Origin of the sequence: Amphiplicatus metriothermophilus (assembly GCF_900199215.1) — a bacterium.
Lineage (GTDB): Bacteria > Pseudomonadota > Alphaproteobacteria > Caulobacterales > Parvularculaceae > Amphiplicatus > Amphiplicatus metriothermophilus.
Genome location: NZ_FZQA01000004.1, coordinates 88120 through 110632, shown reverse-complemented (window position 1 = coordinate 110632; position 22513 = coordinate 88120). Strand labels below are relative to the sequence as shown.

13 protein-coding genes are annotated in these 22513 nt (G+C 63.3%); 7 read left to right on the top strand and 6 right to left on the bottom strand.

Features of this window, described 5'->3' with window-relative positions; translation table 11 throughout:
* Positions 1 to 20 precede the first annotated feature (20 nt).
* The gene (locus tag CHB64_RS10125) at positions 21 to 956 is read right to left on the bottom strand and encodes a hypothetical protein (RefSeq protein ID WP_089412511.1); all 936 of its coding nucleotides are present in this window, start codon (positions 954 to 956) and stop codon (positions 21 to 23) included.
* A gap of 1773 nt (positions 957 to 2729) precedes the next feature.
* Positions 2730 to 3956 carry an aminotransferase class V-fold PLP-dependent enzyme gene (locus tag CHB64_RS10115; RefSeq protein ID WP_089412509.1) on the bottom strand — a complete coding sequence of 409 codons (1227 nt, stop codon included), beginning with the start codon at positions 3954 to 3956 and terminating at the stop codon, positions 2730 to 2732.
* Positions 3957 to 4169: 213 nt separating this feature from the next.
* Here CHB64_RS10115 and CHB64_RS10110 point away from each other — a divergent pair, with 213 nt between their 5' ends.
* From CHB64_RS10110 to CHB64_RS10100, 3 genes are read left to right on the top strand one after another with little or no spacing between them, the layout of a single operon-like run.
* Positions 4170 to 5705 carry a S10 family peptidase gene (locus tag CHB64_RS10110; RefSeq protein WP_089412508.1) on the top strand — a complete coding sequence of 512 codons (1536 nt, stop codon included), beginning with the start codon at positions 4170 to 4172 and terminating at the stop codon, positions 5703 to 5705.
* 35 nt (positions 5706 to 5740) lie between these two features.
* A complete protein-coding gene (locus CHB64_RS10105) occupies positions 5741 to 7795 on the top strand; it encodes an amidohydrolase family protein (RefSeq protein ID WP_089412507.1) in 2055 nt (684 codons plus the stop codon).
* 16 nt (positions 7796 to 7811) lie between these two features.
* Positions 7812 to 8774 (top strand): ornithine cyclodeaminase family protein, encoded by a 963-nt coding sequence (locus tag CHB64_RS10100; protein WP_089412506.1) that lies wholly within the window; start codon positions 7812 to 7814, stop codon positions 8772 to 8774.
* On the opposite strand, the gene CHB64_RS10095 is transcribed toward CHB64_RS10100, so the two are convergent.
* On the bottom strand, positions 8775 to 10493 hold the full coding sequence (locus tag CHB64_RS10095) for a M61 metallopeptidase family protein (protein ID WP_089412505.1): 1719 nt from the start codon (positions 10491 to 10493) through the stop codon (positions 8775 to 8777).
* Between the two features lie 230 nt (positions 10494 to 10723).
* Between CHB64_RS10095 and CHB64_RS10090 the strand changes: the two genes are divergently transcribed.
* On the top strand, positions 10724 to 12310 hold the full coding sequence (locus CHB64_RS10090) for a S10 family peptidase (RefSeq protein WP_089412504.1): 1587 nt from the start codon (positions 10724 to 10726) through the stop codon (positions 12308 to 12310).
* 191 nt (positions 12311 to 12501) lie between these two features.
* Here the strand turns inward: CHB64_RS10090 and CHB64_RS10085 are convergent, their stop codons facing one another.
* The 3 genes from CHB64_RS10085 to CHB64_RS10075 form a co-directional block, all read right to left on the bottom strand.
* Positions 12502 to 15519: a TonB-dependent receptor domain-containing protein gene (locus CHB64_RS10085; RefSeq protein WP_089412503.1), complete on the bottom strand. Its 3018-nt coding sequence runs from the start codon at positions 15517 to 15519 to the stop codon at positions 12502 to 12504.
* Between the two features lie 321 nt (positions 15520 to 15840).
* Positions 15841 to 17370 (bottom strand): S10 family serine carboxypeptidase-like protein, encoded by a 1530-nt coding sequence (locus CHB64_RS10080; RefSeq protein WP_089412502.1) that lies wholly within the window; start codon positions 17368 to 17370, stop codon positions 15841 to 15843.
* A gap of 17 nt (positions 17371 to 17387) precedes the next feature.
* Positions 17388 to 18980 carry a M61 family metallopeptidase gene (locus tag CHB64_RS10075; protein ID WP_159462476.1) on the bottom strand — a complete coding sequence of 531 codons (1593 nt, stop codon included), beginning with the start codon at positions 18978 to 18980 and terminating at the stop codon, positions 17388 to 17390.
* A gap of 281 nt (positions 18981 to 19261) precedes the next feature.
* Between CHB64_RS10075 and CHB64_RS10070 the strand changes: the two genes are divergently transcribed.
* From CHB64_RS10070 to CHB64_RS10060, 3 genes are all read left to right on the top strand, one after another.
* Positions 19262 to 19729, top strand: coding sequence for an Lrp/AsnC family transcriptional regulator (locus CHB64_RS10070; RefSeq protein WP_089412500.1), 468 nt, complete (start codon positions 19262 to 19264; stop codon positions 19727 to 19729).
* 195 nt (positions 19730 to 19924) lie between these two features.
* Positions 19925 to 21082 (top strand): pyridoxal phosphate-dependent aminotransferase, encoded by a 1158-nt coding sequence (locus CHB64_RS10065; protein ID WP_159462475.1) that lies wholly within the window; start codon positions 19925 to 19927, stop codon positions 21080 to 21082.
* Positions 21083 to 21147: 65 nt separating this feature from the next.
* The gene (locus CHB64_RS10060) at positions 21148 to 22494 is read left to right on the top strand and encodes an APC family permease (protein ID WP_089412498.1); all 1347 of its coding nucleotides are present in this window, start codon (positions 21148 to 21150) and stop codon (positions 22492 to 22494) included.
* The last annotated feature ends 19 nt before the right edge of the window (positions 22495 to 22513 follow it).

The following is a 22513-nucleotide window of genomic DNA, read 5'->3' as shown; positions in this document are numbered from 1 at the left end:
CGGCCGCCGGTAAAGCATGGTTAACGCCCGAACGCGCCGGCGATGTCGCCGGCGATTTCCGCGCCCAGCTCGCCCGCCACTTCGCCGGCGATCTCAGAGCCGATTTCGCTGGCGATTTCCTGGCCTATTTCATTGGCGATCTCGCCGCCGATCTCCTGAGCGGCCGCGCCCGCGATCTCGCGGCCGACCTCGGCGGCGATTTCGCCGCTGACGGCGCTGGCGACCGCCTCGCGCGCTTCCGCGCCGATCTCGCCGGAAACGGCGTCGCCGGCCTCGCTCGCGACGATGTCGCCGACCGCTGCGCCGACGGTCGCCCTGATCTCGCCCGCCAGCGCGCCGGAGACGGCGGCGTCGACCGTATCGGAAATCTCGCTCGAGACCGCGCCGGTTGCGATGGCGCGCACGTCGCCGCCGATATCCAGCGCCGCGCCCGGCCGCGCGAGGTCGTCAGTCTCGTCGCGCGCGCGCGTTTTTCTGACCGCCGCCGCCGCGCGCTTGCGGGTCTCGGCGGCTTTCTCCGCGCCGGCTTGCGCGCCTTCGTCGGCCTTTTCTTTCGTCCGGGCCTTGCGCTCTTCTGCGCGCGCGGCCGCGTCATCAAGGCGCGTTTTCGCGCTGGCGAGGCCTTGGCCGGCGAGCGTCGCCGCCGCATCGAGATTTTCGTGGGCGATCGCATCCGCCCCGGCGGCGGCGTTCGCGGCCGCGGCCAAGGCCGTCTCGACGCGGGCGCCCGCGTCATCGACGCGCGCGCCGGCAGTCGCAAGGGCGTCCGTTTCGGCCCCGGCGCCGGCGCTGGCCTGCGCCCGGGCTTCGCGCCCGTCGGCCTGCGCCGAAACCGTCGCCGAGCCGGACGCGCGCGCGCCCGTCTGCGGCGAGTCCGTTTCCTGGGCGGCGAGCCCGGTCCATCCCAGCGCCGCCGCCGCGGCGAGCGCGGAGATGTTCAGTTGAATCGTTTTCATGCGAACCTCCTCTCGTGATCGAGACGTCGGTTTCACGGATGGGGCCCGTCTTTATTCCCATGAACGTTTCGTCATGGACGGCGCGCGCGCCGCCTCGCAAGCCGCTCGGCGATCGAGCCGAAGATCGGTTCCGCGGCAGCGACGCTGCGCCTCTGGACGCGGCGGGTCGGGCGGAACGACGGGCTATAGGCCCGGCCCGACGCGCGCGGAGGCGGCCCGGATCAAGGAACTGGAGCGCGAAAACCGCGCGCTTCGCCATGCCGATGAGATCCTGAAGAAAGCATGCGCCCGTTTCGCGAGGGGCGCACACTGCGCTGGGGCAAGCGCGATCAGGCATTGGAAAAAAGGAGGTCAGCCGTCTGTTCGATGAGAACTTGCGCGCCTGCAGCGTGCGCAAGGCGCGGCGGCAATTATTGCAGCGGGAGGGCTTCGATGTCGCATGCGAACGGGCTGTGGTTCGCCGACTTCACTTACTCGGCAGCTTGGGCCGGCAATGTCTATGCCGCCTTTGTCGCTGACGTTTTCGCCTGCGTTCAGCGGGAAATGGGTCTCCATCCCATTTCTTATCCGCCTCGCCGTCGACTGGCGCGACGCACGCTCGATAGAGACGCAGTCCGTTCCCGACGCGCTTGAGCAGGCCGCCGCGCAAAGATCGCCGGAAAGCGGGCTCATACGCCACAGCGACCATGGCGTGCAATATGTGTCGATTAAATATTCTGGGCGCCTCACCGGCGCCGGCATGCGCTTTCCGTCGGGTCGTTTGTTATTCCGTAGGCGGCTCAAAGTGTGACGCACACGTCGTCTCCTGAGGCTGATCAGGTAAGGCCGCGAATGTGAAGAATGAGTTCTTCGGAATCGAAAAGGAGCGTATTTCATATATCGCTTGATAGCGCTTCATCAATTAAGACATATCGCCGGCGATGTTGCTGGCCAAGAAGGCGCAAAACCGCATTTGTCGACGCAAGGGAGGCGGGTTGTCGGATTACAATGCGGAGCAGACCGGCAAGAAAGGAAGGCCTGCCGACCTCTGATGAGCTGGTCGCCCGCGTTTGTCTCACGACCCGTCAATCCGCCCGCGAATGGTTGAAGAAGAAACGAATTATCGGGTGGCAAGGCGTCAGGCGCGGTTACGTCTTTCCGGCGGCATGGCTTGATGAGCGCGGGCAGCCACTTGAAGGATTTGATCGCATCGTCGCGTCTTTTGAAGACGGATATGCGGGGTGGGCGTGGCTGACGGCGCCACGCGCGGGCCTTGAGGGCGCAACGCCCCTTGTCCTGCTTCGCTGTGGAGAAACAGAACGCGCGTTCGCGTCCGTCGCAGGAGGTGCGCACGGCGACTTTGCATGAGCGGCGCCTATGGTCTGGCGCGCACTTGCGGGCAGTTTCGCGCGTTGTGCGTCGAAGGATGTTCCGCCTGGCCCATAGAAATCATTGTCGCCATCCGCCATATTCGTGGGGCGGCTCGTTTCAGCGGCTTCTCGCAGCCGCAGGAATCGAGGCGAAGCCTCAGCGCGGCTCGAAACCCAAAATCATCCTATTCCAAGAATAATGACGCATCGCCGCCATTGGTCAAACCGGGGCGCGGAGCCATTATCGGAAATAGCAATAAATCAATTATATTGACTGCGCCAGCGTCGCGCCGTCCGGGCCAGCATTCTCGACGCGGGGGGGGGCCGGCAGCGGCTCCCCTCAAGCGGCGCGGGCTCGTTTTCTTCGACGATAGCGATCTATCAAAGCGCATTGGCGACCCCGTCAGCCGCCTTGACCGCAGGGTCAGGGCCGGGGAAGGGCGGCGAGGAGATGCTCGATATCGTCCATATCGTTGAACACCGACGGGGAGATTCGGAAGCGGTTTCTGGAGAGCGTGACGCTCGTGCGGGCCTGCTTGAGACTGGGGCCGAGCGTCCCGCGAGCGTCCGCCAGCGCGAATGCGACGAGAGGCGTTCTCGATTCGCGCGGAGTCATTAGATCATATCCGCGTCGCGGCAGTTCTTCCTTCAGGCGGTCGATCATCGGCTGCACATATGCCTGTATGGTCGTCGGCTCAAGCGCAAGAATATAATCGAGAGATTTATTGAGCGCAGCGATCACCGCGTGGGCGCGCGTGCCGATGGCGAACAGACCGGTAGCGTCGTCGCGGAAAGCGTACTCGACGATTCTTTCGCCGGGCGGATCGAGCGGATAAATATGGGACTGAAAGGCGCCGAGTCCATAATAGCCGGAATTCACCCGTTTGAGCGCCGGCTGGACGTCCTTGCGCGCATAGAGGAATCCGAGTCCGAACTCGCCCATCAGCCATTTGTAGGTCGCGCAAGCGGCGAAATCGACGCCGCTTGCGCGAAGATCGACTGGAATGCACCCGGCGGCGTGAACGATATCGGCGTACACATATGCGCCATGTTCGTGAGCGATGTCGCAGACGGCTTTCAAATCATGTTCGAAACCGTTGATCGTCGAGACCAGCGAAAGCGATACGAGCCGGGTGTCGGGCGTGATCGCTTTGCGAATGTCCTCAAGCGGAATACGCCCCTCGCGGGCGCGCACCCAGGCGACTGTCGCGCCGCGGCGGGCCATTTCTTCGTAAAGCGGCAGCGAGCCGAAAAAATGCAGCGTGTCCACGACGATGCGCCCGCCCGATTCGGGAAGGCCGAGAGATTTGACGACGATATGCTCGCCCGCTGTCGTGCTTTGCACATAGGCTATTTCCGCCGGGTCCGCATTCACGAGACGCGCGAATTTTTCGATGGGGCCGCGCTCGTCTAGTTCGTACTCGGCCGCCGCCGGATCGAGCATCCGCTTGGCGAAGTAGGCGTCGATCTCGGTTTTCGCAGCAAGGCTGATCGGATGCTGCGAACCCGAGTCGAGATAAACGACGTCGGAAAGCGCAAAGGAATCCTTGTCCGGCAGCGCGCGCGGCGGCTGCGCGCGCGCCGTGCGGGCAAGGCCTGAAAGGGGCGCGGTTCCAGCCGCGGCGAGCAGGTTTCGTCTGGTCAAACGCATCGGCGGCTCCTTCGTGCTCGGCTAATGTATCAGGGCGCGCGCAAAAGTCGTTTTCATGCGGCCCGGCGGGCGGTAAAAGGCGCATAGAATTGCGCGGCTGTTCTCTGCGCCGTGCATTATCAATCCAATAAAGCCGTCGCGCCTCTCCATACAGGCATGAATTGTTCCTCCGCGCGCGATATTACATCCCTGACGCAATGAGGCTGGCTCGCGATGATCAAGTCGTCGGTTTGCGCGCTCGCGGCAACGATTCTCGTCGCGGGGCTGTCGCCCGCCCCGGATACGAAGGCGGCGTCTGCCGCGCCGCGTCCGGAACCGACGCTGGTCGCGGAATCGCTGGTTCCGCCTGGCTCGGCTCGACACAGCCTGCGCCTGAAAGACAAGGAGATCGTCTATACGGCGCGATGGGCGGAGGCCGTTCTGAAAGACGAGATGGGAACCGCGCAGGCGACCATCTCCGCGACCAGCTATGTGCGTGAGGGCGTAGGCGATAGGACGACGCGCCCGGTGATTTTCCTGTTCAACGGCGGGCCCGGCGCGTCCTCCTCTCCCTTGCATTTCGACGCCTTCGGCCCGCGCCTGCGTTCGCGCGAAGGAACCGGGTCTACGCGAATAAAGGACAATCCGCATAGCCCTATAGACGTCGCCGATCTCGTCTTCATCGATCCTGTCGGAACGGGCTTCAGCCGGCCGTTGCGCGAGGGCGGCGGCGAGCCCTACTGGAGCGTGGACGGAGACGCGCGCGCAGCGCTGACGCTCATTCGAGAATGGCTGCGCGAGAATGAACGATCAAACGCGCCGGTTATTGTCGTTGGCCAAAGCTACGGCGGCCTCCGTCTCGCGCGGATGGCGAAAGACATGCACGAGCTTAACGTCGTCGGGCTGGTTCTTATTTCTCCAGTGACGGACAGAAGCGCGAATGCGGTCACGCAGGGAAACGACCTGCCTTACATCTTCAGTCTGCCCTCCATGGCGACGACGGCGTGGTTTCATGGGCGATCCGGCGATCCCGGCGTGACGGCGAGCGAGGTCTGGGAGAAGGCGCGCGCCTTCGCGCAAGGCGAGTATGCGTCCGCTCTCCAGGAGGGGGCGGCGCTGCCCGAGCGTCGCCGCAAGCGCATGGCCGAGAAAATTGCGCGGCTGATCGGTCTGCCGACTGCCGTCATCGAATCTGAAAAGCTGCGCGTCGACACGCAGCTTTTTCTGGAAACGCTGTTAGCGGATGAAAACAAGATCGTGGGTCGTCTCGACACGCGCGTGACAGCCGAGAAAGCCGCAGAACCTGACAGATCCGGCCGACCGCCTGCGGCGAATGATCCGGCGCTTGGCCTCGGCGAGAGCAATGTCATCAAGGCGCCGTGGGCGGCCGAGTATTTTCGCGAGGAGCTCGATGTCGAGACCGGTCGCGATTACTATTCGCTCACCCTCGATGTGAATTTCAGCTGGAACTGGCGCCCGGAAGAGACCGGGCCGCAGGCCTATTTCAATCTCACGCCGAATATCGCCGCATTAATGGAAAAAAAACCGCGCCTGCGCGTCTTGTTGGCGAGCGGGTATTACGACTTGGCCACGCCGATGCTCGCGCAACGATACGCTCTGACTCATGGCGGGCTGCCGCTCGACAGGGTGGAAATGGCGGCTTTCGAAGGCGGGCATTCGCCTTACGAGAATGAGAAAGATCGCGCCGCTCTCTCAGCGCGCCTTCGCGACATGGCGTACAGGGCCGCGGCGCAGGCCGACGCGAACTGAACGGCCGGAATCGAAATGCGAAGGGACGATTGAAGATGAATGAGGCTTTGCGCACGGGCGCCCGCATCATGATTGCGACGGCGCTGATTGCGACGATCGCGACCGGAGGTCCAGCGGCCCGAGCCGCGGAGACCCTGCGCTATTCCGTGATCGCGGGCGGGGAAAAAGTGGGTTTTCTTGAAGCCGTAATCGACGGGCGCGCCATCGAAATCGAATACGTCGTCAGAAACAATGGCCGCGGGCCAACCATTAGTGAACGGATCGAACTGAACAGAAAAGGCGTGCCGCTGCGCTGGACGATTCAGGGAAAGACAGCCTTCGGCGGCGCTGTAGACGAACTTTATGAATGGCGCGATGGCAGGGCGCGCTGGCGCAGTCAGGCCGACGCAGGCGAGATTAAGACGTCCGCGCCGGCGTTATACGTCGCCAATGATGCGAGCCCCTGGTCCGCCGGTCTTTATGCGAACGCGCTTTTGGAAAGCGGCGCGCGCGAGCTCGCGACGCTGCCCGGCGGAGCGTTGAGGCTGGAAGAACTCGGCCGCGAATGGCTTGGCGAAGGACTCGCCGCGATTCGCGTGCGGCTGTTTGCGCTCAGCGGCGTCGATCTGCATCCGGCCTTCATAATGATCGACGACGCGGGGCGTCTTGCGGCGGAGCTCGGCGCGCGCAGCATGGTCGTGCGCGAAGGCTTCGAGGATCAGCATGAGCGTCTTGCAGAGCTGTTCGAGACGCTGACCAGGGCGCGAGCAGCGGACTTGCAGCAACGGCTCGCCCGCCGCTTTATGGGGCCCGTGCGTTACGTCAACGCGCGCGTTTTCGATCCGAAGAGCGGCGCGATTAAGGGGCCGGCTGCGATAGTCGTCCACGGCGAGAAGATTACGGTCGTCGATTATGAAGGCGGGCTTGGCGCGCCAGGACCCGACGAGACCGTCATCGACGCGGAAGGAGGAGTCCTCGTGCCCGGCCTTCACGACATGCATTCGCATACGAGTCTGTGGTCGGGCTTGTTCTATCTGGCCGCCGGCGTCACCACGACGCGCGATCAGGGAAACGATCAGGAGAGGCTGCTTGATATCATCGGGCGCACAGAGGCCGGCGCGCTCGCAGGCCCGCGCATCATTCCGAACGGCATGATCGAGGGGCGGAGCGAGCATTCCGTACGCGTCGGCGTAATCGCCGACTCGCTGCAAGCTGCGCTCGATGCAGTGCGCCGGTATGCTGCGCACGGTTATTTTCAGATCAAGATCTACAATTCCATAAAGCCCGAATGGGTAAAGCCGATCGCGGCGGAGGCCAAGCGTCTCGGACTTGGCGTGACCGGCCATGTTCCGGCGTTCATGTCGCCGGACGAGGCGATCCTCGCAGGTTATGACGATATCGCTCATGTCAACCAGCTCATGTTGGGCTGGCTTATTAGAGAAGGCGAGGACACGCGCACGCCGCTAAGACTCACCGCCATGCGGCGCGCGGCCAGTCTCGACCTCGACTCGGCGCCGGTGCGTCGCACGATCGCGCTGATGAAGCAACATGGCGTAGCGCTCGATACGACCGCCGTGATTCTGGAGAGGCTGCTGTTGAGCCGCGCCGGGGAAGTTTCCGAGGCGGACGCCCCTTATCTCGACCACATGCCGATCGGCTATCAGCGTTATCGTAAACGCAGCTTCGTGTCGCTGGATGAACCGGACGTCGATGCGGAATATCGGCGAGCCTTCGCCGCACTGCTCGACACGCTCGCGCTTCTGAATGAGAACGGCGTGCAGCTGCTGCCCGGAACCGACGATGGTTCCGGCGTGAGCGTGCATCGCGAGATCGAGCTTTACGTCAAGGCGGGGCTTTCGAACGCCGAGGCGTTGCGATTGGCGACTCTGGCCTGCGACGAATATCTCGGTCGCGACCAAGCCTTCGGATCTATCGAAAAAGGGAAATATGCAGACTTTTTCCTGATACAGGCTGATCCGCTGGCTGATATAAGCGCGATCCGTCAGGTTCGGCTAGTGTCGCGCGGGGGCATGGTTTATTTCCCGAGCGAGATATATGAAGCGCTCGCAATCAGGCCCTTTGCGTCCCCTCCGCCTGTTGCCTGGCCATAAGCGCGAAAGGAAGCGCATGCTGTTCATCGACGGCGAAGAAGTGCGAAAGCGTCTTACCTTCGAACGGTGCATCCCGCTGATGCGTGAGGCGATGATCGCCTTCTCCATAGGAGAAACCCGTCAGCTTTTGCGCTCGATCCTGCCGCTGGGCGCCGGCCGGCTGCTCGGAATCATGCCCGGCGCGATGGGGGAACACGCCGTGTTCGGGGCCAAGCTCATCAGCATCACGCCGGAGAATTTCGAAAAAGGCCGTTCGTCGCATCAAGGAATTGTCGCATTGTTCGATCCGGAAGACGGCGCGCCGGTCGCGATCGTCGACGCCTCCGCCCTGACCGCGATCAGGACCGCTGCGGCGAGCGCCGCAGCGACAGACGCGCTGGCGCGGCCTGATGCGGGCCGGCTGGCCCTTCTGGGATATGGCGAGCAGGCGCGCGAACATGCCCAGGCGATCGCGCGGGTGAGAAGACTATCCTCCATCACGATCTGGGGGCGGCGTCGCGAGCGAGCCGAGGCGCTTGCGGAGCATCTCTGCGAGACGCTGGACTGCCCGGCGACTCCGGTCGACAGCGCGCGCGCGGCGGCGCGCGGGGCCGACATCGTATGCACCGTGACGTCGGCGCAGGAACCGGTTCTGGAAGGCGCATGGCTTGCGGCGGGCGCTCACGTCAACGTCGTCGGATCGAGCTATGCCGGCCCGACGGAAGTGGACAACGCGCTCGTGGCCATGTCGCGATTCTTCGTTGATTCGCGCGCAGGCGCGCTTGCCCAAGGCGCCGAGTTTCTGCGGGCGAAGGAAGCGGGACTTGTAGACGACGACCACATCGCCGGCGAGATCGGCGAAGTCTTCGCCGGCCGCATCAAAGGCCGTCAAATGCGTGAGGAAATCACGGTCTATAAATCGCTCGGTCATGTGGCGCAGGATCTCGCCGCGGCCTGGGCGATCTACCAGGACATTGCAGGCGAAATGAGCCGGCGTTGATCAGCGTCGGCACGCCGAGTCGGGAACGCCCGCGTCGCGAACCCAGCGATAGCTTCGACGCGCCGCTCCCTCCGGCCTGAAAGCGATTTCGGCGATTTCGCCGCCTCGGTCTATCTTCAATGTCAGCAGTTTCGACGGTTCTCCTTGTACGGCGTCGAGCACCATCGGATTGATAACGACGTCGCCTTCGCGCAAGCCGGCGCGCGCCGCAGGAGAGTCGGGATCAAGCCCTTTTATGACTCTCGGGGGCGTCATCAGGCTTGCAATGTCGAAGCCGAGTTCGAAAGCGGGCGCGTCGAAGGCCGTGCGTCGGAAACACGCGCCGAACGCATCCGAGGGCGGAACGATCATGGCGCCGGACATCATTGCAGCATGATCGGTGCGCGCAGCTTCTCCAAGATCGCGCTCAAGAATCGCGAGATACGTTTCGACATCCATCCTCTCCCCTTGGCGTTTACGCACGAGCATTTCGCGCAGGACGTCGTCGAGGCCGCGTGCGCCGTCGGTCGCCGCTTTGAGCTTGGCGTCGACCGACGCGAAATAAAAGGCGCCGCGATCGTATGGTAGAATGCGCCCACGCGCGTCAGACCAGAACAGGGCTTCGGCCTCCTCCATCGGCAAGCGGTTGCGGACATTGGCGTAGTAGCGCCGCGCCGTATCGTTGACGTCGGCGATGAATTGCTCCGGTCCGATAAGTCCCGCCATGAAGGGAACGCGCCGCTGATAATGAACGGCGAGTCCTTCGTTGAACCATGAGCCGGCGTCAGCAAGCCCCGCAAGAAACACATGCGCAATCTCGTGCGCTATCAGAAAATCCATCTCTTCGAGGGACGTGTCGCGCGACATGGTGGACATCAACGCTTCAGGCGCAGCGCCGCCGCCCGAGCCGCCGAAGGGATTTTCACGAACAAAGATCGTGAATGGCGGTTCGCTCGGCGCGTCGAAAAAATCGAGGAAGGCGTCATAGGTTCGCTTCGACCAGGCGAGTAACGCTTTCTGATCGATCGCGCCTTCAGCAGTCGAGGCCGCGCGGAAGGCTCCGGCCTTTTCGAGATCTTCGGGCCATGTGGTTAGCAGGCCCGCCATGAAAAAGGTCCGGCGCAGACGGTCGAGCGGCTCGGGTCTTCGCCCGCCGGAAGGGGGAAAACTCGTCAGCGCCTGCGCGCCATCAGGCAGGGCGCTCAGATCCCATGTAATTTCAACCGTATAAGGATCTGTCCCGATTGGAAGAACCAGGAAGCCTGCGCCCATGGCGCTTGCGCCTTTTGGCTCTGAGCGCAGCTCCCAGACGGGCCCCGTCGCCGTTTCGCGTGAGACGACGACCGTATATGCGTAAGAAAGCTCGTCTTGCGGCGCGCGTGCGAGGCGCCATCGTCTTTCGCTTATCGGAAAGGGGGTCGTTGCAATCTCGACGGTCTCGCTCGCCAATGCGATAGGCCCACGCGCATCTGCTGCGGAAAGCGCCGAGACGCGTGCGCCGATGCGCTTGAGCGGACCGAATTCGCCATAGATTGCAAGCGTCGGCGGTTCGTCCTGGAGCGCGCCTGCGATTACCGTCTCTATACGAATCGCTTCGATGACGCCGTCTTCGACGAGCGGGCGCAGCAGGAGCGATATGCGGCCTGACTTTTCGGCGCCCAGAGTCGGACCGGCGGCCGCGAGAAGCCAGGTCGCAAAAGCGACTGCAAGGGGTCCTATCGCGTCTACAGTTCGGCGCATCGACGTCCTCCGAGATTTCGTCCCTGTACGCTCCTGGATCTGCGCAAGCCGGCAGATTGTGGCGCGGGAAGCCTGGCATGTTTAGGACCGACCGCTGATGCTTTCCGCATAAATATGCCGGAATGCGTATGCGGGCGGGCGCGTGTGGCATGAAAAATCCTGCCGGAGAGAATAGGCTCGACCCCAGAAAGGCGCCGCGCTCGCCGCGGGGGCAGGGCAGGGAGGATCCCATGCGACCAGCGTATATAATTACGGCGGGTTTCATCGCCGCGCTTGCGATCGTCGCGATAGCGCTGCGGCCGCCGCCGCAGATCTTACAAGTCGCGACGCCGGCCGGAACGCCCGGAGCGCAGGACTCCGCTGCGGTCCGGCAAGCGCCGGCGCCGTTGCCGTTGCGCATCGTCACCGACCATGTCGCCGAGATCGGCGGCGAGCGAATCGACTATCGCGTGATCGCTGGAGAAACCGTCTTGCGCGATTTAGCCGGCGAACCGGTCGCGAGCGTCTTCTCCTTTGCGTACATGAAGACCAATCCGGCCGATCGGGCCCGTCCGGTGCTGTTCGTATTCAATGGAGGGCCGGGCTCGTCATCGCTATGGCTGCATATGGGCGCGATCGGCCCGCGCCGGGTGGCGTTGGACCAGGAGGTGAACCCCGGCAACACCCCGCCTTTTGGCGTGGCGAACAATCCTCACAGTTTGCTCGACGTCGCCGATCTTGTTTTCATCGATCCTGTCGGCACGGGCTTCAGCCGTGCGATCGGGAAGGGAAAGCCTGAAGACTTCTGGGGCGTCGACGAAGATGCGAACGCAGTCGCGCAGTTCATCGAGTTGTGGCTGACCGAGCACGGACGCTGGAACGCCCCAAAATTCATCATGGGCGAAAGCTACGGCAGCGCGCGCGCCGCCATGCTGCCGCGCGCGCTGATGGGCGGCCCGTTCTATACTGGGGTTATGCGGGGAATTACAGTGAACGGCGTCATTCTCCTGGGAACTACGCTGGAAGGGCGCGGCGAGAACGGCGCTCGGCTGGCGGCCGAAGACAAGGCGATGGAGGCGGCGCTCGTCCTGCCGGGACTCGCCGCGACGGCCTGGTTTCATGAAAAGGTCGACCGGCGCGGCCTTTCGCTGCCAGCCTTCTATGAAGAGGCGATGGCCTTTGCGAAAACCCGCTATGCGGAAGCCCTGCGGGCTGCGGAAGCCGGCGCGCTCGACGGCGATGCGCGCGCCGAGGTCGTACGAACGCTGGTATCGTATACAGGTCTTCCCGAAGAAGCTTTTGAGGAGGAACTCGGTCTATCCGCTTCCTCGTTCGCGAAAAAACTGCTCGCGGAGGAAGGGCTCGCAATCGGACTATACGATAGCCGTTATACTTTGCCGTTGGCGAACAGCGGCGGCGATCCGGTAGCGGACGATCCGGCCATGGGCCGCTATGTTCCTGGGTTCATCGCCGCCTTCCATCAAATGCTTCGCGATGATCTGAAAGTGACGCTCGACAGGCCCTATGGCGCCATCGTGTGGAAAGATCTGCTGCAAAAATGGAACTGGAGCCGCGCTGGCGTCGAGAAAGGACAGAGCTTCGCCGTTGATCTTGCTTGGGCGATGCGCCGCACGCCGAAACTGCGCGTATTGATCGCTTCAGGCTATTATGATCTCGTGACGACGCCTGCGGAAGCCCGCAGCGCGCTCGCCGAGGCCGATCTTCCGGCGGATCGAGTCGAATTCAGGATCTATGAGTCCGGCCACATGCTGTATCTGGGCGATACGGCTGAAAGCTTTGCAAACGACGTTCGAAGATTGATCGAGACGGCGCGATGACCGTCCCGTTTCGATCGGCGCCCGGCGTCCGGCCGTAAAAAAACGCTTGCTCGAAGCGACGGGGGAAGACGCTTCAAACAGAGGCGCGACTCAAGTTGGACAGAACGCCGGATCGGTCCGGAACTTCTGTGAAGCCGCCCCGATCCGGTCTTTTATGTTATTCCACGCGCCGCTCTCGTCAGGAAACGGCGCTAGAATCTCGCCGTGGCGCCGAAGAAGAAGCGCCGGCCGAGAATATCGCCATGGGCGAAGTTCGGATAGGACGGCGCCTTGTCGGTCAAGTTGGTCACACCCGCCCGCAACACCACCGGTCCGAAATCGTATTGACCCGAGACGGCGTGCGTGGCGTTCGCTGCGATCACCGGGTTCGGATTGTTCTCGATCGTCGCGTCGGGCCCCGCCAGGACTTTCGACAGATAGTTCGCCTGATAGGTAAGGCGCAGCGGCCCCTTTGAATAAACGGCGTTGAGCCTGCCCACCCAGTCGGGTTGCTGAACGGTGTTGTCCGTGCGCGTGAAGGCGGCGCCCGTAACCGAAGTCGTCAGCAGCGAAGTATGCGTCGCTTCGATGGATACCGAAAGGCGGCCGGGATCGCCCGACGAGAACAGGCGGTCAAGCGGCACGTCGTAATTCAAAAAATAGACTTCGCCGCGGAACTGCACCACGCCGGCGTTGAAAGTGGTCGTGCGCCCACGGATGACCGTTCCGGCGGGCCGCACGCCGTCGGATTCGGCCAGTCGTTCGAACTGGCTGCAGATTTCGGCTGGTTGCGGCGAGGAGTCATAGCAGGTCGCCATGAAATCCGCCGTGGTGAAAGGCGAAAGGCCGTCTGTGAGGTCGATCTCCAGCCGGTCGAAAGAGAAGGTGAGGCCCGGAATGAAGCGCGGCTCGAAAACGAATCCGTAGGTCCACGTATCCGAGATCTCGTTTCGCAGGTCCGGATTGCCGCCCTCCGTCACCTCAGTGTGTACGAAGTTCTCTGCCGGATCCTGAAATGTGGCGAGATCGCCGTACTGAGGATTGGCCGCCCACTCGGCTTCGCAGTTGGCGCGGCGAACCTCCGGATTCGGCCCGCTGTCGATGCGGTCCGCGTCGCAGGGATCGATGCCGGCCTGGGTCAGGATGACGTTGTTGGGCGCGAGCAATTGAGTGAGCGTCGGCGCTCTGAAATTGCGGCTGCGCGTGGCCCGCACGGTGAGGTCGTCTACGACTTGCCAGCGCGCGCCGGCGCTCCACACGCTTTCGCCGCCGGCGATGGAGTTGTCGACATATCGATAGACGCCGTTGAGTTCGATGAGCTGCGCGAAAGGCAGCGTAACGCGATCGCCGATCAACGGCAGCAGCGCTTCGACGGAGATTTCGTCAGTGTTGTAACCGCCCGAGTCCGGCGCGACGGTGTTGCCCGTTCCGGTAAGTCCCAGCTGGTTGGCCGGAAGGGGAACGAACTTCGCCTGCTCGTCGCGGTGCTCGTAGGCGAGAACAGCCTTCACCTCGCCGGTCGGCAGGGTGAAGAGGGTCGCGCCGATCGTCGCAAGCACATCGATCTGCTCGTTGGTGAAATCCTGGCCCGTGTCGACCATTACGTAGTCCCGCGCCGCTTGGCTAGCCCGATTGAAGCCGAAAGGATCGAGCGGCGCGCAGGCGGGATCGTCGTTTGTCGGATCGGCGTCGGCGTTGATCGCGCACACGATCTGCCCGCCGCTATCGACGGCGGCGAGGGCGTTGGAGAAATGGGCGTTATGCACGCCAAATCCGCGCTCCTGACCTTCGACGCGGCCGTAGCTTGCGGAAACGGACCAATATAAGTTCCGGTCGCCGAGATCAAAATCGCCTTCAAGCGCCGCGAGCGCGCGGTAGGTGTCGGTCTTCGCCTCGACGGTGGCGGGGAAGAGGTCGAAATAGAAGTCCTTCGACAGAAAGAGCGGCGCTCCGAATGCGAATCCGGGGCTCGCCGCGGTCAGCGCGTTGATCGCTTCGGGCGTGAGAAAGGGATTGCTGATAGTGAAGGGAATCGCGTTGAGCGGCGCGGGGCTCAATACCGTGCGCGCGAATCCCTGCGGCCGGAAAGAGCCGGTCGTTCGGGCAAACAGAAGCTCGGCGGAGAAGCGAACCCGGTCAGTGATGTCATAACGCCCGATCGCATTGGTCGCGACGCGCTCGACGCCCGTACGCAGCCCGGCGAGATCGCTGAATCTGAACCCGTCGCCGCCCTTAGCGAAGGGGATGCCCATGATGACGCCAGGATCATAGGGAACGACGCTTCCATCCGGAGAGAATTGCAACGGCTGGCCGTCCTGTCGCAGGAAGCATATCTGTCCCCCGCAAGGCGGCAAAGGCGCTGGCGCGGGAATAGTGTAAATCACCCCGTTGCTGTTGAACGGCCAGAAATGCGCCGGCATCACTTCCCGCACGGAGGGAATTCCGTCGTTCGGCCCGGTATCTTCAGGGTTGCCGGTGGTTATTCTCGACAAATTCGTCAGCGGCCGGTCGCGAAATTCGAGAATCGGCGATTCCGACCATTCGGCGTTGAGCGCTGCATTCCCGCGCCCGTCGGCGAAGTTGAGCCCGAACGTGCCGCGCAGGCTCTTCGTCCAGTAGTCGCCGCGATCGGAAACGCTCGTCAGGCCGTCGATCTCGATCCCTTCGAAGTCGTCCTTGAGGATATAATTGACGACGCCGGCGATGGCGTCAGAGCCATAGACGGCGGCTCCGCCCGCCTGCACGACTTCAATCCGTTCGATGAGGCCAACTGGAATGATGTTCGCGTCGACTTGGGCGTCGCCGAGGCCGCTGGACGAGGTGACGAAGCGCCGGCCGTTCACCAGCGTCAGCGTACGCCCTGTTCCGAGACCAAAAAGAGAAGGAAACTGCTGGCCGGGCCCGCTCGACGCGCCGCTGCCGGGCGCCTGGTTGAGTTGCGGGTCTAGCGCAGTGATGTCGTTGAGAGCCTGGGCGGCGCTGACATAGCCGCGATCGCTGATGTTCTCGGCGCCGAGCGTGGTGACCGGCGCGGGCGTGGACGCGACGGAGCGACGAATTCGCGAGCCGGTGACGATGATCGTATCGCCATCATCGGCAGTTGCGTTCTGCGAGGCGGGCGGGATCGGTTGCGTCGTCTGGCCGGCGGCGGGTCCGGCGAAGGCCAGACAAGCCGCGCCCGCCAGCGTCGTCGTCGCCAGCAGTCCTGCGCGCGCTGTCGTTTTTTTCATTGATCGTCCCCTCGTCATCCTCGATCCGATAGGCATAATGCGCCCCCTCTACGACGCGCCGGCCGCCGCGGCGGTGCGGCGGAGGGCTAAGCTGATGCGCATTCATGGTATTGCGCGCCAAAGGCATTTCTAGCTGATTATCTGCCAGACGGCGGGCGTCCGGACATTTCCTATTCTTTGGCGTCTCTATTCCTGCAAACTTGTTTCTATACGCACGGCGAGCGCCAGAAACCCCGGATCGCCCGCCGCGTGCGGCGGGGCGGCTCCATTCCGTCGGCACTGGCTTCGCCGCCCGCCGCGAACAGCGTGTATTTTAAGCGATCAGCGGGCGGCGCTTTCCGCGTTGACAAAGCTCCTCAAGTCTTCCGCAAGACGTGGGAAGACCGCTTCGTCAGCGTAAAAATCATGCCCGCCTTCGTACTCCGCGCTCTCGACGCGATCACCGGGAAAATGCACGTTCGATGCGAGCATGCGCGCAGGACCGGTCGTCGTCAGCAGGTCGTAGACGCCTGTCGCAATAAAAACCCGAAACGAAGGATTCGCAGCAAACGCTTTTTCAAGCTCGCCCGTCCAGTCGAAGTCGGAGAACACCGACCGCACCGCGCCAGGCGCGACAGGCTTTCCGTCGAGGGTCGAAGATCCGCCATAATCCCAGCTTGCCGTTTCCGGCGCCTGGAAACGATAGGCGTCGAGAGGGAAGGTCGCGCCAAACAGAGACGTAAGATGAGTCTTGAGCGCCTTCATTTCTATTCGCTCGGACCCTTCGCCGGACGGCGGCGCGTCTTCGCGATAGGCGTCTCGGGCGTCATTGGCGGCGAGCACGAGTCCTTTTTCCTTCAGCAGATTGCGCCGGAAATCGGTTTTGTTCACCAGGAGATCGCGCGTGAGATATTCGCCAGCCGCAAGGCCGGTCAGCGCCTCAAGTCGACGCGCGATCGCTTCGCGCTCGGCCTTCGGTATCGCGCGGCCCTTGGCGATGGCGACCAGATAGTCGCTCATGGCGAACGCGTAGGCTTCATCGACGACGTCATGGACGGTCGTGTCCGGGCGCGCCGTCAACCCGTGGAACCAGCCGACTGCGGCCAGTTGAGAGAGATTGCTTGCATAGCCGACGAGATTGTGGCGGCGCTGCGTCGTCTCGACAAGATTGACGCCCTGACTGAGAAGGATGACCCCGTCGAGCGGCGCGCCGGCTTCCGCCATCGCCCCAGCGACGATCGCAGCGCGGATGCTGCCATAGCTCGATCCCATGACGAACACGGGAGAGTGCGAACGGTCGTGCGCGTCGAGCCATTTGCGGATGAATTGCGCGACCGATTCTGCGTCGCCTTGCGCGGAATAAAAATAATCCCGCGAACCACCCGGCAGGATTCGGCTGAAGCCCGTTTCCGCCGGATCGACGAAGACGAGATCGGCGACGTCGAGCAGAGTGCGTTCGTTATCGATGAGACGGACAGGCGCGTCGGCGCCCAACCGTCGCGGCGCGAGCCGTTTCGGACCGAATCCGGTCATGTGAAGAGGGACGGCGGCGACGCTTGGTCCGCCGTTCCAGATGAAGATCACCGGTCGGACGCGCCGGTCGGGACCGCTTTGCGCGAGATAGGCGGTGGAATAGAAACGCGCGGCGGGCGCGTCGTCGTCGTTCGTGATGAGCGTCTCCTCCAGGCGCGCCTCATAGTCGACGCGCACGCCGTTGAAGACGCCGGTCATGCGCGCGACATATTCTCGGCCCTCGAGCCCGGAGTGCGGCGCGCGTTCTTCCGCGCGCGTCGCTCCGGCAAGAAGCGCGGCGGCCAGAACGGTTGCGATCAGCCGGAACGGCGTCGAAGCGATCTTAGCTGCCGATGTCATCGATGCTCTCCCTCTGCTCAATAGTTCCGACAGATGGAGTCAGGAATGGTTTCGACGCGCCGCCACTCATAGCCTGCGATCTCGCCCCGGTCTTCGGTCTCGAATCTCGTCTCGCGCCGCTCGAAGCAAGGTCCGAAAGCATTGGAGACGGGAATGATGGTTTCGCCGCTCAGCACGATCCGCTCGAACGCTGCAGCTGCGCCGTCGCCGATTTCAGCTTCCACGAGGGCCTTCCACGCGGCGTGATCGAACACGAACCCTTCCTCGGTTTCGCGACGAACGAATATCTCATGCATGAAGTCGTGCAGCGTCCGCGCTCCGCTCGATGCAGCGCGGATGCGCGCGTCGAGGTCGGCGAAATAAAGCGCCCCGAGCTGATAAGGACGATGGCGAATCGTTCCGTCGCGAAAGCCCACCTCAACGATCTCGTGCGCCGTCCAGTTGCGCGCAGGGTTGACGTAATAGGCGCGGGCAAGCGCGTTGATCCGCTCGCCATATTTGTCGACGGATTCGAAGCCGCCGCGCATCGGAAGCAATGCGGCATAATAGGTCGTCAGTCCCTCGCTGAACCAGCTCGTCACGCCCTGCGGGCCTTCGATGCCGCCGACCCAGCGATGGATCATCTCGTGAAAGAACACGTCTCGCGGACCTTCCGCGCCGATCTCTTCGGGCCTTGCGGGGCCCCGCGACAGCATGAAAGAATCGCCGAGCGCCGTGCCTCCGCCATAGGGCGGGGTCTCCACGAGCCGCATGAACACCCGATAGCGCGGCGCAGGATCGAGGTATCGGAAAAACTTCGCAAGATAGTCATACGCTTCGCCCGCCCAAGCCATCTCGGCGCGCGCGTCGAACGGAAACGCGCCGAGCCAGTGCGCGCTGAAGCCGCCGACGTCTCCCTTGTCGGGATAGCGCTCGATCGGGCCGGCCATGTACCAGCCCTGGCGGAGTCCGTCGGCGGGACCTTCGAGGATGAATACCCCTTCGCCGAAAGTCGTCGCAGCGCTTGCATTCTTCTCGAACCCGCTCAGATCCCAGCGCACGCGGGACTTGGCGACCTCAACATTCTCGGGCAGAACTAGAAAGCCGGACCCCGCGCCGCTCACGCCGCCCGCAGAAGGGCGAATGCCGAAGGGCGGGCCGCCCGGGCCGCCTGCGGGCTGTACGCGCGACCGGTACCTGATCCGTACGGGGAAAGTCACGGCGCGCTGCGCCGTCCATCTCCGGTAATGAGGAAAGCCGCCGGGATGAGGCTCTTCATCCGCCGCCGCGAAGGAAATAGCGCCCTTCGCGTCGCTTGCGCGCAAGTCCTCCACCCTGTCGGCGATTCCATAGACGCCGGCATAAACAACGGGCGTATCGAGGACGAGCGCCTCGGCCCCTGGCTGCAACGCGCCGCGAAGGACCGCGTCGACGTCGATCGCCGAGACGACGCCGGCGGCGTCGCGCACCGGGCGCAGCACGATTTCGAGCATTCCTGCGGCGGTTTCCTGCGAAGGCCGAGGCGGCGCGCCCTTGCGCGCCGTCGCGCAGCCCGCCGCGCCGGTCAGGAAGGCGGCGGCGATCATGATCGCGCGCAGGCGGCGCGCTGCGCAACGAACGTCTGCTGACAAGGCGAAACTCCTTACCTTCGGCGCGGCGCCGTCCGCATCAGGATATAGCCGCCGCTTCGGCAAATTTTTCCCGATATCCCGCCAATCGGCTTCGCGCGGGCATAATTCGCCGCCCTGCGCCGGCGACGTCGGCGAAAACAATGCGGTTCCCTTACTCTTGTCCGCGCCGCGCACGGAAGGTTAAAACTCGCGTTTTGGGCGGCCATTCTTGTTAAAATTATGTGACGGCATGATATTCTCGGGATATGTTTTAGCGACAGAGGGCCGAAATAGAGGAGCGTATGCCGGCAGAGCTTTCGACGATCGATCTAAAGATTCTTGAGCTCGTCCAGCGCCGAGCGGATCTGTCCACCGGCGAGATCGCCGAGGCGGTGGGCCTGTCGCAATCGCCCTGCTGGCGGCGCATACAGCGGCTGAAGGACGAAGGCTACATCAGCAAGCAAGTGGCGCTGGTCGATCGCGAAAAGCTGGGGGAGAGCTTTTTCATCTACGCCTCGCTGAAGATGTCGCGCCTGACAGACAAGGAACGCGCGGAGTTCATCCGGAAGGTGGAGAACATCCCCGAGATCATGGAGTGCTACACGCTTTTCGGCGAGATGGACATCATGATCAAGGTCTATGCGACGTCGATGAACTGGTATCAAAGCTTCATTTTCAATGTGCTGATGAAACTTCCGGGCGTCGAGGACATCCGATCGAGCGTGACGATCGCCGAGTTGAAATACACGACCGCCTTGCCGGTGCGCTGACAGGGAAACCGCTTCGCCAGGCCGTTGCGGGGAAAATTTATGCTTGCTTTGCAGGCCTGTCCGGGAAAATCGCATAACAATTCTGCTACCGGCCGGCATACTTCTCCTGGCGCGGCTTCAGTCGGCGTCGTTCGCCGCCGGCCTTGCGCAAAACCGTTTTCCAAGGCCTTTGCATTCGAACCGAGTGATCCGTTGATGGCGAACGACCACACTTACGCTCAGTGGGTGCGCGCGGCGACGCGCCGGCTAACCGAGGCGGAAGGCGAAGAGATCATCTCGCTATTCGACAGTTCGGTCGCTGAACCTGTCGAGCTCGTGCGTCGTCTTATCGAGGAGAACTTCCGTCCGCCTATCACCACGCGCTATGCAAGCGTATTTTCCGAATGCAATCCGTTCGTGATCGACGCGCTTGCGGCGCGGTACGACGTCTCGCCTGAGAACATTCTTTGCACGACGGGCGCGACCAACGCCATTACGCTTCTTTATCGCACGTTTTTGCCGTCGGGGGGCCACGTCGTCGTCGAAAGGCCCGGTTTCGATATTTTCGCTGATATGGCTGAGGCGCAAGGCGCGAGCGTGGACTTCTTCGATCGGCCGGCGCCGGATTTCGCCCTCGACCCGGAGCGCGTCGCTGCTGCGATAACGCCCGCCACTCGTCTCATCGTTCTATCGAACCTGCATAACCCGTCTGGCGCTCTTGCCCACGATGACGCGCTCCATGCGATCGCGAAAATCGCCGCCGCGCGCGGCGCGATGGTGGTCGTCGACGAGGTCTATCGCGACTACGCCGGCGTCGAAGCGCGCAAGCGGCCGGCCGCCAAGCTGCACGCATGCGTGCTTTCAATAAGCAGTCTGACGAAAGTGTTCGGGCTGAGCACGTTGCGCTGCGGCTGGATCATCGCCGCGCCGGAAACACTGCAGCCTGTGCGCGCGTTCAGCGAGCGGTTTGAATTCAACGCCTCCAAGCTGGCGCACGCCGTGGCGGCGCTGACCCTGGAGCACGGCGCCCTTTTCGACCGTTACGCAGAAAACATCATCGCTGCGGCGCGTCCAGTGATGCGCCGGCGCTTCGATGCGCTCGTGTCGGCGGGGCTTCTGGCTGGGCGTTTGCCCGACTACGGCTGCATCTGTTTTCCTCGGGTGGTCGGTGTCGATGACACCCGCCGGCTTTCCGACTGGCTCGCCGGAGAGTATGGCGTCATCGTCGTGCCCGGCGAATGCTTCAGCGCGCCTGGTCACGTGCGTATCGGTTTTGCGCTCGAGCCTGAAATCCTGGACGCGGCGCTGACGCGTCTCGGCCAAGGGCTCGAAGCGCGCCGGCGCGCCGGATCGACGCGAGCGCTCGCCGGATGAGCGTCGGCGCGCCGCCGCCGTCCGGCGCGTGACGGCGCCGGATCCCGCCTGAGGGAAGGGCCTCGATGCAGACGACTAATAAGTCCTCGCTCAGAAAGGGCGTTTCTCTGCCCGACATCGTCTCGCTCGGCGTTGGAGCGGCTGTCGGCGTATCCATCTTCTCCGTTCTGGCTCCGGCGACGGCGCTCGCCGGGCCGGCCATGCTGATCGCGCTTCCCGTGGCGATGACGCCGATGATCATATTCGCCGTCGTTTACGGCTTCATGGGATCGGCGCTGCCTGTCTCAGGCGCGTCATATGAGTGGCCGCGGCGGTTCATTCACCCATTCGCAGGTTTTTTCATTAGCTGGCTTCGCATCGCCGGCAGCGCGGCGGCGCTGGTCGTCCTCGCTTTCGTGCTGGTCTCTTATCTCTCGATGGTCGCGCCGCTGCCGCAGAAACCGGTCATGTTCGGGATCTTTTCGGTCGTCTTCGTCATGAATCTGCTTGGCGTTTCGATTGCGGCGAAGGGTCAGACGATCATGCTGACGGTTCTGCTCGCAACCTGCGCGGCGCTCGCTGTCACGGCTGCTCCCGCGGTTGATCCCGGAAACTTTGATCCGTTCCTGAGCAAAGGCTGGAGCGGGGTGATGCTCGCTGCGCCGCTCATGATCACGCTTTTCCTCGGCATAGAGACGGCGACGGAGGTCGGCGAGGAAGTAAAAAATCCGGGCCGGAACATTCCGCTCGGCATTGGACTTGCTATCGCGTTGACGACGTTGCTTTATCTGTCCGTCGCGGTCGTGTCGGTAGGCGTGCTCGGCGAAGAGGCGCTTGCCGGATCCTCCGCCCCGCTGCTTGATGTTGCGCGCGCCGCGATGGGACGGATCGGAACGCCGCTGATCGTCCTGAGCGCGACGGCGGCCATCGGCACGTCGATCAACGCCATCTTCATCATATTCACGCGCTATCTCTTCGCCATGGGGCGCTCCGGCGCCTTTCCAAGCGCGATCGGCGCGGCGCATCCGGGCACAGGCGCGCCGCACGTCGCCTCGGCGACGGCCTATGCTCTGTGCTGCGCGGGGCTCTTTCTGCCGACTGATCTGATCTTTCTGTTTCTCGCCGTGAACATTCCGACGTTGTTGAAATACGCCGCGACCTCGATCTCGGCGACGCGGCTGATCGATCGCGAACCTGGCCTGTATGAGGCCTCCGCGTTTCGCCCGCCGCGACCTGTCGTGCGCTTTCTCGGCTATCTCGGCGCGGTCGCGGCGCTCGCGCTCATCGCGATCGGCTTTTCTGCGGACTGGCGGCCGTATGCGTTGTTGGCGGGATGGGCCGCGCTCGGCGCGCTTTACTATTTTCTGCGCGCGCGTCGGCGAGCGTCGTCGGTCGAAAAATCAGGCGTCGCCGCGCCGCCGCGCCGCGCGTGAGCTCCGACGGCGGGATGGA